This window comes from Kitasatospora sp. Ki12 (genome assembly GCF_054601375.1).
In genome coordinates this window covers 2,670,230-2,683,326 of the sequence record NZ_BAAIHT010000002.1, presented here as the reverse complement: position 1 = coordinate 2,683,326, position 13,097 = coordinate 2,670,230, and the positions used below count along the sequence as shown (strand labels likewise).

Below are 13,097 nucleotides of genomic sequence, written 5' to 3'. Positions count from 1 at the left end.
AATCTGGGGTTCCTGCCGGTGTCCGAGGGGGGACTTGAACCCCCACGCCCGATAAAGGGCACTAGCACCTCAAGCTAGCGCGTCTGCCATTCCGCCACCCGGACTAGGTGTCGTCCTCGCGGCTTCCGATCTCTCGTCCGTCGCGCTGACAGATGTAACTGTAGCAAAGATCGGCTTGGGCTCCCAAAACGGTTTCCGGCCGGGGTGCGGCGCGGGTGGCGGGAGCAAGGGCCGACGTGTGGCGGGGGCGTGACCAGCGGGTTTCGGGAGCGTGCGGGGGCTGGATCCGGGTCGGGGGCTGGGGGAGGATGGACGGACGTGCTCGTACGGCCCGGGTGCAGGTCCCGGGGGTGGCGCGCTGGTGCGTCGGTGCGGGCCAAAGACGAGGAGTGACCGTGAGCGAGCGGAGCGAGTCGGCGGCGCCGAAGGTGACGGCTGAGTCGGAGGTCGCCGGGATCTGTCGCGATCTGATCCGGATCGACACCAGCAACTACGGTGACGGCTCCGGCCCGGGCGAGCGCAAGGCGGCCGAGTTCGTGGCCGAGCAGCTCGCCGAGTTCGGGCTGGAGCCGCAGATCTTCGAGTCGGCCAAGGGCCGGGCCTCGACGGTGGTGCGGATCGAGGGCGAGGACCGCTCCCGCCCGGGCCTGCTGATCCACGGCCACACCGACGTGGTGCCGGCCAACGCCGCGGACTGGACGTACGACCCGTTCGGCGGCGAGATCGCCGACGGCTGCGTCTGGGGCCGTGGCGCGGTCGACATGAAGGACATGGACGCGATGACCCTGGCGGTCGTCCGGGACCGGCTGCGTACCGGGCGCAAGCCCCCGCGCGACATCGTGCTGGCCTTCCTCGCCGACGAGGAGGCCGGCGGCACGTACGGCGCGCGCTACCTGGTGGACAAGCACCCGGGGCTGTTCGAGGGCGTGACCGAGGCGATCGGCGAGGTCGGCGGCTTCTCCTTCACGGTCAACGACCAGGTCCGCCTCTACCTGGTGGAGACGGCCGAGAAGGGCATGCACTGGATGCGCCTGACGGTCGAGGGCCGGGCGGGGCACGGTTCGATGGAGAACGACGACAACGCGATCACGGAGCTGTGCGAGGCGGTCGCCCGGCTCGGCCGGCACCAGTTCCCGCTGCGGATCACCAAGACCGTCCGGGCCTTCCTGGACGAGCTGTCGGACGCGCTCGGGGTCGAGCTGGACCCGGAGAACATGGACGAGACGCTGCGCGTCCTCGGCGGCATCGCCAAGATGATCGGCACCACGCTGCGCAACACCGCCCAGCCGACCATGCTCGGCGCCGGGTACAAGGTGAACGTGATCCCCGGTCAGGCCACCGCGCACGTGGACGGCCGCTTCCTGCCCGGCTACGAGGAGGAGTTCCTGGCCGAGCTGGACAGCGTGCTCGGCCCGCGCGTGAAGCGCGAGAGCCTGCACTCGGACAAGGCGATCGAGACCGGCTTCGACGGGGCGCTGGTCGAGGCGATGCAGACGGCGCTGCGGGCCGAGGACCCGATCGCCCGCGCGGTGCCGTACTGCCTGTCCGGCGGGACGGACGCCAAGTCCTTCCAGGACCTGGGGATCCGCTGCTTCGGCTTCGCCCCGCTGCAGCTGCCGCCGGAGCTGGACTTCGCCGGGATGTTCCACGGCGTGGACGAGCGGGTGCCGGTGGACGGCCTGAAGTTCGGCGTCCGGGTGCTGGACCGGTTCATCGACGCCTGCTGATCAGGCGACTGGGTCGGCCCGCTCCCGGGGTGCCGGGGGCGGGCCGACCGCATTGTCGGAGCTGATGATTGTGGGATGGGCTCAGGGCGATCAACAGAAACGATTCTCCCTGGAAATCCAGGCTGATCATGTGTGCGAGTCATCACCGTTGCGGGTGAATGGCAAATCTGTTCCGTACCCCGTTTGCCGCAGCGTCGTTCATTCCTGTGTAGCCCGCCGAACGGGTTGCGTTGTCCATACAGGAGGAATGATGAAGGTCAAGAAGATCGCCGCCGTCGCCGCCGCCACCGGTGGTCTGGTTCTCGCCGCCGCCGGCGTGGCATCCGCTCACGGCGGTGCCGGTGCCGAGGGTGTGGCCGCCGGTTCCCCGGGCATCGTGTCCGGCAACCTGGTCCAGGTCCCGGTGCACATCCCGGTGAACGCCTGTGGCAACACCGTCAGCGTGATCGGTGTGCTGAACCCGGCGTTCGGCAACCACTGCGCCAACTTCTGAGTCGACCCCGGGCTGCTGAGGCCCGTTGAGAGGACTCGACCCGGCCCCCGGGCGGCGGACGCGCCGCACCGGGGGCATTCGCGCGTCCGGAGCGCCGGACACGTGTGCGGAGCGGGTGAGCCGGACGGGTCGGCCGGGCGGATAAACCCGCCGGATACAAAAGGCACGACACGATCGCTCGATCGGGTGAAGCTGCCGCGTTCGGCCCAACCTCGCCGTTGGCTTCTCGTTAACTCCTGTGCAGCCGAAGACCTTGCGTGATTTACGGATATATCAAAATTCCGACTTTCATAAGGTTCATGTCAACGTCGACATCTCGTCTCGAAACGTCAGGGGAAAACATGAGGAATGTAGCCAAGAAGGGGATCCTCACGGCCGTGGCCGCCGGCGGCGTGCTGGCCTCGACCGCCGGCTACGCCTACGCGGGCGCCGAGGCACAGGGGGGTGCCATCGGGTCGCCGGGTGTCGCCTCGGGCAACTCGGTGCAGGTGCCGGTCGAGGTGCCGATCAACGCCTGCGGGAACACCGTCGACGTGATCGGCGCGCTGAACCCGTCGTTCGGCAACCGGTGCGCCAACGCCGGCGGCGGTCGCCACGCGGCGCCCCAGGGCGGTCAGGCCGGCCACTCCGGTCAGACCGGCGGCGGCACCGCAAGCTCCGGCACCGGCGGGAACCGGGGCACCACCGCCGCGGGCTCCTCCGCCTCCGGCACCGCCGCGGGCTCGCCCGGCGTCGCCTCCGGCAACAGCATCCAGGCCCCCGTGCACATCCCGGTCAACGCCTGCGGCAACTCCGTCAACGTGGTCGGCGTCGGCAACCCGGCCTTCGGCAACGAGTGCGGCACCGTGGCGCACCCCGCCCCGGCCCCGAAGCCGAAGCCGGGCGACGACTGCCCCGAGAGCAGCCACCCGACCCCGCCGCAGACCGGCGGCGAGAACGCCCCGGGCAACCCGCGCAACGGCGGCCCGTCCACCGCGAGCCCGGCCGCGCCCACCGTCAACGGCGGCCCGAGCGCCCCGGCGGTCGTCCCGGCCGCCGCCCGTACCTCGGCCCCGGCCGCCGCCGCGCCGGGCGCCACCGCTCAGGGTGCCCCCGTCGGCAGCCAGCTGGCCTCGACCGGCGCCGGCGGCGTCGAGCTGCTCGGCGCGGCCGGGCTGGCGCTGCTGCTCGGCGGCGGCGTGCTCTACCGCCGCGCCCGCGCCGGGGCCCGCTGACCGGGTAGGCCGGCGGCCCGGGTGCCCCCACCCGCGGCCGCGCGCCCCCGCCGGGGAAACGACGGACCCGCGGCCGCCCGAGGAACGGGCGGCCGCGGGTCCGTGAAGGCCGTGTGCCGGAAGGCCGCGTACGACAGGTGTGGCGCCGGTGCCCGCTCGACGGGGAGCGGGCCGCCCGTCACCAGTTCCGGACCTGGCGGATGATCCTCCGCTTGAGCCGGACGGTCCGGCTGCCGTCGGGGAACAGCCTCAGCCGGTCGAGCTCCCAGTGCCCGTACTCGGCGTGCTCGGTGAGCAGTTGGCGGGCCGCGTTGCGCGAGGTGCCGCGCGGCATGCGCAGCGACTGGTACTCGTACTCCGGCTGCCGGACCGGTTTGCGTGGGATCAAGACGCTCCTCCTGGGGATCACCTACGGGCAAGCCTACGGCCTGCCCCGGACAGTCGGCCCGGGTATTTCCGGCCGTCCTCCCGCACGGGAACGGCACCCCGGGAGGGTCGCGACCAGGGCCGCCGACTGACAGTGGATCAGTTCTGTTGCTCCTGTGGAGGGGATACCCCGATCCCGGCGCGCGAAGCGGTGCCCGAACGGCCCCGGCGGCCCCGCCGCGCGCCCTCTGCGCGGGTTCCACGCCGGTACCGCAGGGGGACGTTCCCACGCAGATCGGACATCAGGGCGGAAGTTGCGGTGAAATCGCGGGTGTAGGTGACAACCGCTGTGCGTACCGACACCGCGGGGAGATAGCGTCTGCACCATGTCTGATGCCGCGCAGCCCACCATTGCCGAGGTACGCGCCGCCGCTGAGGCGGTCAAGGCCGCCATCGACCGTCATCTGGAAGCGGTGTCAAGCCCCAACGCAACCGATGATCCCGACGTGTCCGCCGCCTACGAGCAGCTCGCGACGGCGGCCATCGCCTACGACCAGCTCCTGTACGAGGCCTACGACGAGGTCACGCCCTTCGAGATCCCCGGGGACGAAGGGCCCGGCGGGTACCACGGCCCCGAACAGCCCGAGGCGATCAGCGTGTTGATCCGCCGCGACTACCACGTCGTCGACCCCGAGCGGCTGCGCGCCCAGGCCGAGCGCCTGGACGAGTCGCTGACCCCGGGCGGCGCCGGCGCGAGCGGGGTCAACGCCGCGATCGGCGTGCTGTTCGGCGAGTACGAGCCGGACGAGATCGCCGCCCGCAGCGAGGAGTTCGGCCTGGAGGAGGCGGACTCGACGCTCTGGGTCGCGGCGGCCGAGCCGACCGAGCCGGGGGAGTGGCTGCCCGAGCCCTTCGAACACGCCGATCCGCAGCTGCTGATCTGCCGCTTCGACGTGAGCGAGGTCTACGACGACGAGGACCCGGACGACTGACGGACGGCGTCCGGGACGGACGACGGGCGGGCCCCTGGCCGGGGGCCCGCCCGTCGCGCGTTCGCGGTCCGTCGGCGGTCCGCCGCCCGCCCGTCGTCAGCCGACTCAGTGCCTCAGTACGCCGAGGCGGCGTTCTCGGCCAGGACCGCCCGCAGTCGGGTGGTACGTGGCTGCGCCGGGCGCTCGGTGACGGCCTGGACGAGCGCCGGACCCGCCGCGTGGACAACGGACAGGTGCCGCTCACCGCGCCCGAAGGCGGTGTAGACCCACTGCCGGGTGAGCCCGGGAGCGGCGTCCTCCGGGAGCACCACCACCGCGCCCGGCCAGCGGCGGCCCAGCGCCTGGTGGACCGTCAGCGCCCAGCCGTGCCGCAGCCGGGCGGCCTCGGCGGGCCGGACCGTCCGGCGGGAGCCGTCCGCGTACTCCAGGTGCAGACCGGTGGCGTCGCCGTCCAGCACCCGGGCCGGGTGGGTCACGCCGGGCGCCGGGGAGTCGACCACCCGGTCGCCCGGGTCGAAGCCGCCGAACCGGCCCGGGCCGGGGTTGAGCCGCGCCTTGGCGGCGGCGTTCAGCGCCCGGGTGCCCGCCACGCCGCCGTGGCCCGGGGTGAGCAGCACCACCTGCTCGGCCGGGATGCCGAGGGCGCGCGGGATGGAATCGGTGAGCAGCTGGATGGCGCGGTGGACGGCCTCGCCGGCGTCCTTGGCGGTCAGGATGACCACCTCCTTGTCCGGCGCCTCGACCGGCTGGAGCTCGCCGATGCCGACGCCGGAGACCAGCTCGCCGATCGGGCCGAAGTCCGGGGTGCGGGAGGCGACCGCCGGGCAGACCTTGGCGGCCAGCAGGTCGGCGAAGAACCGGCCGGGACCGGCCGACCAGAGCTGGCCCGGGTCGCCGCTGAGCACCAGCCGGGTGCCGTCGGCGAGCGACTCCAGGACGGTCGCGGCCAGGTCGACGTCCAGCAGCGGCGCGTCCAGGACGACCAGCAGGTCCAGGGCGAGCGTGCCGTCCGGGGCGCGGCCGGGGCCGGCGGCGCCGGAGAGCAGCTCGGCGAGGGTGGCCACGGGGGTGTCCGCCCCGGCCGTCCCGCCCTCGACGAGTGCGGCGAAGGAGTCCCGGCCCTGGTCGGTCCAGGTGGCGGCCCAGGCGCGCAGCCCGAGCCCCCGGGCGGCGGTGACCAGCGCGGCCGGTTCGGCGCGGGCCGCCTCGCCGCCGGTGTGCAGCACCAGGGCGCTGTCGGCGACGGCACGGATCAGGGCCGTCGAGGAGGAGGACGCTGCGGCCTCGGCGGCGGCCTCCCAGGCGGCCTGGCCGGGGGCGACCGGGGCGGCGGGGATGGCGGCGGACTCGGGCTCCTCCGCGTCGCGCTCCGCGCTGCTCTCCGCGTCGCCGTCCGCGGCGTCGTCCGTCGCGTCGGCATCCGCGGGCCCGGCCTCGCCCGGGGCCGGGTCCTCGCCCGGGACGAAGGTGGCCATCAGCTGGAGCAGCTTCTCGGCGAGGCTGTCCTCCGCCATCGCCAGCCCCTCCAGCGCGAGCAGGGTCCGGGTCGGCGGCTCCTCCTCGTCCTCGCTCTGCACGCCGCGCCCGTCGGCGCCGGTCAGTGCCTCCTGGAAGGGCAGGACCTGCCCGTCCTCCACGGCGGCCCCGATCGCGGCGGCCGGGTCGGGCACGCGGAGCCGGCCGAGCCCGGCCGCCACCTCGTTGAGCTCCAGGGCCGAGTCCCCGCGCAGGGACGCCTGGGCCAGCAGCCAGAGCACCAGGGCGTGGGCGCGGCGAGGGTCCTCGGGCCGGGCCTCGGCGCCGAGCAGCCCGCGGGCGAAGCCGTCCGCGTGCTCGGGGCGTACGCCGGGCAGGCCCAGCACCGCCCACGGGTCCTCGCGCAGGCGGTCGGCGGCGTCGCCACCGAGGGCGGCCACGGCGGGCGCCGCGAGGTCGGCGGGGGCGCCGCCGGCGGCCAGCACCTCGGCGACGGCCCGCAGCGCGTCGGCGTCCGCCGGAGCGGGCGAGGCGGCCCTGGCGGGAGCGGATGCGGCCGACCGGGGCGAGGCCGGGGTGGCCGCCTGGGTGGGCACCTGGGCCGACGCCTGGGGGTCGACGGCCTCCCGGGTGTCGTCGGTCCCGTCGGCCTCGGGAGCCTCCGCGGCCTCCGGCTCCGGGAGTTCGACCGGCGGCGGCGTGCCCGGCGACTTGAACGGCGCCATCCCCCGGATCTGCTCCGCCAGCTGCGCGAACTTCGCCGCCTTCTCGGCGTCCCCCGGAGCGCCGCCGCCCGTCTCAGTCATCGTCGTCCGCTCCAAAGGTCACTCCACGTGCTTGAAAGACAGGACCTAGAGCTCGCTCCAGCCCTGGTCCGGGTAGCGGTGCACCGGCGACGAGATGTCGTCCAGCGCACCGCGGATCTCACCCGGAAGCGTAAGCGCCTCCACCGACAGTGCCGCCTGCAGCTGTGCCACCGTCCGTGCCCCGATCAGTGCGCTCGCGACCCCCGGCCGGTCCCGGACCCAGGCCAGGGCGACCGCCAGCGGGCTGCTGGCGAGCCCGTCGGCGGCGGTGGCGAGGGCATCCACGATCCGCCGGGAGCGGTCCCCGAGGTACGGCTGGACGAACCCGGACAGGTAGGGCGAGGCCCCCCGGGAGTCCTGCGGAACGCCGTGCCGGTACTTGCCGGTGAGCACCCCGCGGCCGAGCGGCGAGCCGGCCAGCACCCCGGCCCCGGCGTCCTGCGCGGCGGGGAGCGCCTCCCGTTCGATCCCGCGCTGCAGCAGCGAGTACTCCAGCTGGGCCCCGGCCAGGGGGACCCGCCCGTGGTGGGCGCGCTGCCAGGTGGCGGCCCGGGCGAGCTGCCAGCCGCTGAAGTCGCAGACCCCGACGTAGCGGGCGCGCCCGGAGGAGACGGCGATGTCGAGGGCACTGAGCGTCTCCTCGACCGGGGTCGCCGGGTCGAAAGCGTGCAGTTGCCAGAGGTCGACGTAGTCGGTGCCGAGGCGGCGCAGCGAGGCGTCGAGGGCGGCGAGCAGGTGGCCGCGCGAGCCGTCGAAGCGGCGGGCGGAGCCGGGGACGCTGCCGGCCTTGGTGGCGATGACGAGTTCGGAGCGCGGGATCAGGTTGTCGGTGAGCCGGGAGATCAGGTACTCGGCGCCGCCGTCGGCGTACACGTCGGCGGTGTCGACCAGGTTGCCGCCCGCGTCGACGAACTCCTTGAGCTGCTCGGCGGCCTCGTGCTCGTCGGTGTCGCGGCCCCAGGTCATGGTGCCGAGGCCGAGCCGGGAGACCTGCAGTCCGGTACGGCCGAGGTGACGCTGTTCCATCGGACGGGCCCTCCACTGGCCGTGGCCCCGGGAGCCCCCGGCGGCCCTGTGAACGCGCAGGTGGGGAGAGTGCTCCCCACGTCGGCTGAGCGTAGCGGCCGGTGGCGCGCACAGGTGCGAAGACCCGCAGGACGTCGACGGCGGGTGAGCGGCGAGTGCGTGGGGGCGAGAGTGTGGGGGCGGCCCGGGGCCGGGCGAGGACCGGGAACGGACCGGATGTGACCCAGCCCACCACTACTCGTCAGTAGCATGGCGGGCGCGGGCGCGGCTACCCTCGGCCCGACCCCCAACCCACTGGAAGGTGCGGCAGATGCGACTCGGGATCAACCTCGGCTACTGGGGACTCGGCATGGACGCCGACAACATCGCCGTGGCCCAGGAGGCGGACCGGCTCGGTTACGCCGTCTGCTGGGCGGCGGAGGCGTACGGTTCGGACGCCGCGACGGTGCTCAGCTACGTCGCCGCGAAGACCGAGCGGATCGACGTCGGCTCGGCCATCTTCCAGATCCCGGCCCGGACCCCGGCCATGACGGCGATGACCGCCGCCACCCTGGACACCCTCTCCGGCGGCCGGTTCCGGCTCGGCCTGGGCGTCTCCGGCCCGCAGGTGTCCGAGGGCTGGTACGGCGTGAAGTTCGACAAGCCGCTGGCCCGCACCCGCGAGTACGTGGAGATCGTCCGCAAGGCGATGTCCCGCGAGCGCCTGGTGCACGAGGGCGCGCACTGGACGCTGCCGCTGCCCGGCGGGCCCGGCAAGCCGATCAAGCTCACGGTGCACCCGGTGCGCGAGCGGATCCCGCTGTACATCGCCGCGATCGGCCCGAAGAACCTGGAGCTGACCGGCGAGATCGCCGACGGCTGGCTGGGCATCTTCTTCTCGCCCGAGCACGCCGCGATGTCCCTGGACCCGCTGGCGGCCGGCCGCGCCAAGGCCGGGAAGTCGCTGGAGGACTTCGACCTCTGCCCGACCGTGAACCTGGCGGTCGGCGAGGACATCAAGGCCGGGGTCGACGGCCTGCGCTCGTACGCCGCGCTCTACATCGGCGGCATGGGCAGCAAGGAGAAGAACTTCTACAACCAGCTGACCCGGCGGATGGGCTACGAGCAGGCCGCCGACGAGATCCAGGAGAAGTACCTGGCCAAGGACTACGCGGGCGCCGCGGCCGCCGTCCCGCACGACCTGATCGACGCCACCTCGCTGATCGGCGACACGGCCCGGATCGCCGACCGGATGCAGGCCTACGCGGACGCGGGCGTCACCACGCTCACGCTGGCTCCGTCCGGGTTCTCCCTGGACGAGCGGATCCACGCCCTGCGCACGGGCGTCGAGGCGCTGGAGCGTGCCGGACTGGCGTGACCGGACTGGCGGACCGGCGTGACCGGACGCCGGGGCGGGCGGCGGGCGGCACGACAGGCGCTGTCAGGGCAGCATGGGCCCTACAGCCAGTCGTGCCGCTTGAACACCCGGTGCAGGCCCACGCAGACCACCGCCATCAGCACCAGGACCGCCGGGTAGCCCCAGGGCTGGTGCAGCTCGGGCATGTCGTCGAAGTTCATCCCGTAGACGCCCGCGATCATCGTCGGCACGGCGGCCAGCGCCGCCCAGGCGGAGATCTTCCGCATGTCGTTGTTCTGCTGGACGCTGACCTGCGCCAGGTTGGCGCTGAGGATGTCGGACAGCAGCCGGTCCATGCCGTCCACCTGGTCGTTCACCCGGGCCAGGTGGTCGGCGACGTCCCGCAGGTAGGGCGCCGTCTCGGGGCGGACGAAGCGGGCGCCGCGCTCCAGCGTCAGCATCGGCTCCAGCAGCGGGCCGGTGGCACGGCGTACGGACATCACCTGGCGCTTGTAGCCGTAGATCCGTCCGGCGGTGTCGCGGCCGACCCGGCCGGGGGCGAAGATGTCGGCCTCCAGCTCGTCCAGGTCGGCCTGGAGGCCGGTGGCCACCTCCACGTAGCCGTCCACGATGGTGTCGGCGACCGTGTGCAGCACCGAGCTGGGCCCGTAGCGCAGCAGTTCGGGCTCCTGCTCCAGCCGGGACCGCAGGCCGCCGAGCGGGGAGTCCTCGCCGTGCCGGACGGTCATCACGAAGTCGTGGCCGAGGAAGACCATCACCTCGCCGACCGTGACGACGTGGGCGCCCGGGGCGTAGCCGAGGGTCTTCAGGGCGATGAACAGCGAGCCCTGGTAGGCCTCGACCTTGGGGCGCTGGTGGGCGCTGACGGCGTCCTCGACGGCCAGCGGGTGCAGCGCGAACTCCTTGCCGACGTGGTCGAGTTCCTCGACGGTCGGTTCGAAGAGGCCTATCCAGACGAAGCCGTCCGGACCGGCCGCGCGGGCGGCGGCGAGCGCGCCGGCCAGGTCGTCGGGGGCCTCGATCCGGCGGCCGTCGCTGTAGGCGGCGCAGTGGACGATCATGCAGGCCATTGTCACCCGATCGCGGCCGTCGGGCACGGACCCGGGCGGAACGCGTTCACCGGCCGGGGGCCGCCGGGTTGGCCGCAGGGCCGGCTGCCCGGGGCCGCCGGACGGCGTGCCGGTCGGATAACCGGTCGGTAACCCGCCGCCGCGGCGGGGCCGGGAGGCCGTAGGCTGAGCCCCATGCCCACCCTGCTGCTCGTCCGTCACGGCCGCTCCACCGCGAACACCGCCGGGATCCTGGCCGGTTGGACCCCCGGCGTGGACCTCGACGACACCGGACGCGCGCAGGCCGCCGCGCTGGCCGACCGGCTGGCCGGCATCCCGCTGGCGCGGGTCGTCAGCAGTCCGCTGGAGCGCTGCCGCCAGACGCTGGAGCCGCTGCTGGCCGCCCGGCCCGAGCTGGGCGCGCCGACCGAGGACGAGCGGCTGGGGGAGTGCCACTACGGCGAGTGGACCGGCCGTCCGCTGGCGGAGCTGGCGAAGGAGCCGCTCTGGCGCACCGTGCAGGACCACGCGGCCGCCGCGGCCTTCCCCGGCGGGGAGTCGCTGCGCGAGCTGAGCCACCGTACGGTGAGCGCGGTCCGCGAGTGGAACGGCAGGATCGCCGCCGAGCACGGCGAGGACGCGGTCTGGATCGCCTGCTCGCACGGTGACGTGATCAAGGCCGTGGTGGCCGACGCGCTCGGCCTGCACCTGGACCACTTCCAGCGGATCAGCGTCGAGCCCTGCTCGGTCACCGCGATCCGCTACACCCCGCAGCGGCCCTTCGTGCTGAGGACGGGCGACACCGGCGACCTCGGGTCGCTGGCGCCGAAGAGCGGGCCGGAGCCGGTCACCCCGGCCGGTGACGCGGTGGTCGGCGGCACCACCTGAGCGGCAGCACCCGAGCCGTACCACCCGAGCGGCACCACCCGAGCCGCACTCCTTGAACGGCACCGCCCGGGCAGTCCCCCGTCCGAGCGGCACCGCCCGGGCCCGCGGGTGCCACCCGGCCCGCGGCCGTCGGCTCGGCTCCCCGGCCGGAGCCCGGAGGTCGTAGGGTGACTAACGAGTCCGAATGGCCACGATCCCCCACGGCGGATCCGCGCCGACCGACACGATCCGGAGCGAGAGCGTGACCCGTCAGGTCTTCTTCTACGACCAGCCCGAACGGTTCGTGGCCGGCACCGTCGGCCAGCCCGGCGCCAGGGCGTTCTACCTGCAGGCCAGCGCCCGGGGCCGGATCACCAGTGTGCTGCTGGAGAAGACCCAGGTCGCGGCGCTCGCCGAGCGGATCGAGGAGGTCCTGGACGAGGCGCTGCGGCGCAGCGGCGGCGACTCCGCCATCCCGGCCGCCGCCCCCAAGGACCTGCTGGACACCGCTCCGCTGGACCTGCCGCTGGAGCAGGAGTTCCGGGTCGGCACGATGGCCCTGGCCTGGGACAGCGCGGACGGCTGCCTGGTCGTCGAGGCGCAGGCGCTGGTCGAGGAGGAGGAAGAGGAGGAGGCCGCCGAGGTCTTCACCGACGACGACGCCGGCCCGGACATGCTGCGGGTGCGGCTGTCCGGCGCGATGGCCCGGGTGTTCGCCAAGCGCGCCCTGGACCTGGTCGCGGCCGGCCGCAAGCCCTGCCCGTTCTGCAACCTGCCGCTCGACCCGGAGGGCCACCTGTGCCCGCGCGCGAACGGCTACCGGCGCTGAACACCGACACCCCGCCGCAGGCCGACCCGGCGGCCGCCGCCGCGCTGGCCGCCGACGTGCCCACCGCCCTCGCGCTGCTGCGCCAGGGCGAGCTGACGGTGCACGGCCGGCTCACCGAGGCCTCCAACGCCGCGCTGTACTGCACCGTCGCGCACGGTTCGCTGAGCGCCCAGGCCGTCTACAAGCCGGTGGCGGGGGAGCGCCCGCTCTGGGACTTCCCGGACGGCACGCTGGCCGGCCGCGAGGTCGCCGCGTACGAGCTGTCCGCCGCGACCGGCTGGGCGCTGATCCCGCCGACGGTGCTGCGCGACGGCCCGCACGGGCCGGGCATGGTGCAGCTGTGGGTCGAGCCGGACCCGGCGGCCGAACCGCTGCTGGCGCTGCAGGACCCGCGCGGCCCGGAGGAGGGCTGGCTGCCGATCGTCCGGGCCGAGGTGGAGGGCGGGCGCACCGCGCTGCTGGTGCACCACGACGACCGGCGGCTGCGCCGGCTCGCGGTGCTGGACGCGGTGCTCAACAACGCGGACCGCAAGGGCGGCCACCTGATCCCGGCGGCGGACGGCCGGGTGTACGGCATCGACCACGGCGTCACCTTCAACACCGAGGGCAAGCTGCGCACCCTGCTCTGGGGCTGGGCGGGCGACCCGCTGCCCGCCGAGGCGCTGGAGGTACTGGCCCGGCTGGCCGAGCAGCTGGACGGCGAGCTCGCCGAGCGCCTCGCCCCGCACCTGACCGGGGCCGAGCTGGACGCCACCCGGGCCCGGGTGGCCGAACTGCGCGGTTCCGGCCGTCATCCGCTGCCTCCCGAGGACTGGCCCGCGATCCCCTGGCCGCCGGTCTGAACCACCTCCGTCACCGCCTCCGTCGATGGTCTGGACCTGTCCCCGGGGCGGGT

General features: G+C 74.2%; 12 protein-coding genes and 1 tRNA gene. 8 read left to right on the top strand and 5 right to left on the bottom strand.

Features of this window, described 5'->3' with window-relative positions:
- Positions 1–19: 19 nt before the first annotated feature.
- A tRNA-Leu gene (locus tag ACYP53_RS29470) sits at positions 20–104 on the bottom strand.
- A gap of 291 nt (positions 105–395) precedes the next feature.
- Here ACYP53_RS29470 and ACYP53_RS29465 point away from each other — a divergent pair.
- The 3 genes from ACYP53_RS29465 to ACYP53_RS29455 all read left to right on the top strand — a co-directional run bounded on the left by ACYP53_RS29465 (position 396) and on the right by ACYP53_RS29455 (position 3,434).
- Positions 396–1,727 carry a M20/M25/M40 family metallo-hydrolase gene (locus tag ACYP53_RS29465; protein ID WP_459649621.1) on the top strand — a complete coding sequence of 444 codons (1,332 nt, stop codon included), beginning with the start codon at positions 396–398 and terminating at the stop codon, positions 1,725–1,727.
- Between the two features lie 247 nt (positions 1,728–1,974).
- Positions 1,975–2,220 (top strand): chaplin, encoded by a 246-nt coding sequence (locus ACYP53_RS29460; protein WP_189921030.1) that lies wholly within the window; start codon positions 1,975–1,977, stop codon positions 2,218–2,220.
- Positions 2,221–2,561: 341 nt separating this feature from the next.
- Positions 2,562–3,434, top strand: a complete 873-nt coding sequence (locus tag ACYP53_RS29455) for a chaplin (RefSeq protein WP_459649620.1) — start codon at positions 2,562–2,564, stop codon at positions 3,432–3,434.
- A 178-nt stretch (positions 3,435–3,612) separates the two neighbouring features.
- Here the strand turns inward: ACYP53_RS29455 and ACYP53_RS29450 are convergent, their stop codons facing one another.
- Positions 3,613–3,819, bottom strand: coding sequence for a DUF5703 family protein (locus ACYP53_RS29450; protein ID WP_268256616.1), 207 nt, complete (start codon positions 3,817–3,819; stop codon positions 3,613–3,615).
- A gap of 367 nt (positions 3,820–4,186) precedes the next feature.
- Between ACYP53_RS29450 and ACYP53_RS29445 the strand changes: the two genes are divergently transcribed.
- Complete coding sequence (locus ACYP53_RS29445) at positions 4,187–4,792, top strand: hypothetical protein (RefSeq protein ID WP_189921027.1); 606 nt, start codon at positions 4,187–4,189, stop codon at positions 4,790–4,792.
- A 113-nt stretch (positions 4,793–4,905) separates the two neighbouring features.
- Here the strand turns inward: ACYP53_RS29445 and ACYP53_RS29440 are convergent, their stop codons facing one another.
- The gene (locus ACYP53_RS29440) at positions 4,906–7,074 is read right to left on the bottom strand and encodes a helix-hairpin-helix domain-containing protein (protein WP_459649619.1); all 2,169 of its coding nucleotides are present in this window, start codon (positions 7,072–7,074) and stop codon (positions 4,906–4,908) included.
- Positions 7,075–7,119: 45 nt separating this feature from the next.
- Entirely contained in the window at positions 7,120–8,100 is a 981-nt protein-coding gene (locus tag ACYP53_RS29435) for an aldo/keto reductase (RefSeq protein WP_459649618.1), read from the bottom strand.
- A 310-nt stretch (positions 8,101–8,410) separates the two neighbouring features.
- On the opposite strand from ACYP53_RS29435, the gene ACYP53_RS29430 reads away from it, so the two are divergent.
- The gene (locus ACYP53_RS29430) at positions 8,411–9,457 is read left to right on the top strand and encodes an LLM class F420-dependent oxidoreductase (protein ID WP_189921021.1); all 1,047 of its coding nucleotides are present in this window, start codon (positions 8,411–8,413) and stop codon (positions 9,455–9,457) included.
- Between the two features lie 80 nt (positions 9,458–9,537).
- On the opposite strand, the gene ACYP53_RS29425 is transcribed toward ACYP53_RS29430, so the two are convergent.
- On the bottom strand, positions 9,538–10,518 hold the full coding sequence (locus tag ACYP53_RS29425) for a magnesium and cobalt transport protein CorA (protein WP_459649617.1): 981 nt from the start codon (positions 10,516–10,518) through the stop codon (positions 9,538–9,540).
- Between the two features lie 183 nt (positions 10,519–10,701).
- Between ACYP53_RS29425 and ACYP53_RS29420 the strand changes: the two genes are divergently transcribed.
- The 3 genes from ACYP53_RS29420 to ACYP53_RS29410 all read left to right on the top strand — a co-directional run bounded on the left by ACYP53_RS29420 (position 10,702) and on the right by ACYP53_RS29410 (position 13,044).
- Positions 10,702–11,394, top strand: a complete 693-nt coding sequence (locus ACYP53_RS29420; protein WP_459649616.1) for a histidine phosphatase family protein — start codon at positions 10,702–10,704, stop codon at positions 11,392–11,394.
- 241 nt (positions 11,395–11,635) lie between these two features.
- Positions 11,636–12,202 (top strand): DUF3090 family protein, encoded by a 567-nt coding sequence (locus ACYP53_RS29415; RefSeq protein ID WP_189921104.1) that lies wholly within the window; start codon positions 11,636–11,638, stop codon positions 12,200–12,202.
- 44 nt (positions 12,203–12,246) lie between these two features.
- Positions 12,247–13,044: an SCO1664 family protein gene (locus tag ACYP53_RS29410; protein WP_229928931.1), complete on the top strand. Its 798-nt coding sequence runs from the start codon at positions 12,247–12,249 to the stop codon at positions 13,042–13,044.
- Positions 13,045–13,097: the final 53 nt, after the last annotated feature.

Coding starts and splice junctions, on each gene's coding strand:
- ACYP53_RS29420 (WP_459649616.1), top strand. CDS start 10,702: ATGCCCACCCTGCTGCTCGTCCGTCACGGCCGCTCCACCGCGAACACC.
- ACYP53_RS29435 (WP_459649618.1), bottom strand. CDS start 8,100: ATGGAACAGCGTCACCTCGGCCGTACCGGACTGCAGGTCTCCCGGCTC.
- ACYP53_RS29445 (WP_189921027.1), top strand. CDS start 4,187: ATGTCTGATGCCGCGCAGCCCACCATTGCCGAGGTACGCGCCGCCGCT.
- ACYP53_RS29440 (WP_459649619.1), bottom strand. CDS start 7,074: ATGACTGAGACGGGCGGCGGCGCTCCGGGGGACGCCGAGAAGGCGGCG.
- ACYP53_RS29425 (WP_459649617.1), bottom strand. CDS start 10,518: ATGATCGTCCACTGCGCCGCCTACAGCGACGGCCGCCGGATCGAGGCC.
- ACYP53_RS29460 (WP_189921030.1), top strand. CDS start 1,975: ATGATGAAGGTCAAGAAGATCGCCGCCGTCGCCGCCGCCACCGGTGGT.
- ACYP53_RS29455 (WP_459649620.1), top strand. CDS start 2,562: ATGAGGAATGTAGCCAAGAAGGGGATCCTCACGGCCGTGGCCGCCGGC.
- ACYP53_RS29430 (WP_189921021.1), top strand. CDS start 8,411: ATGCGACTCGGGATCAACCTCGGCTACTGGGGACTCGGCATGGACGCC.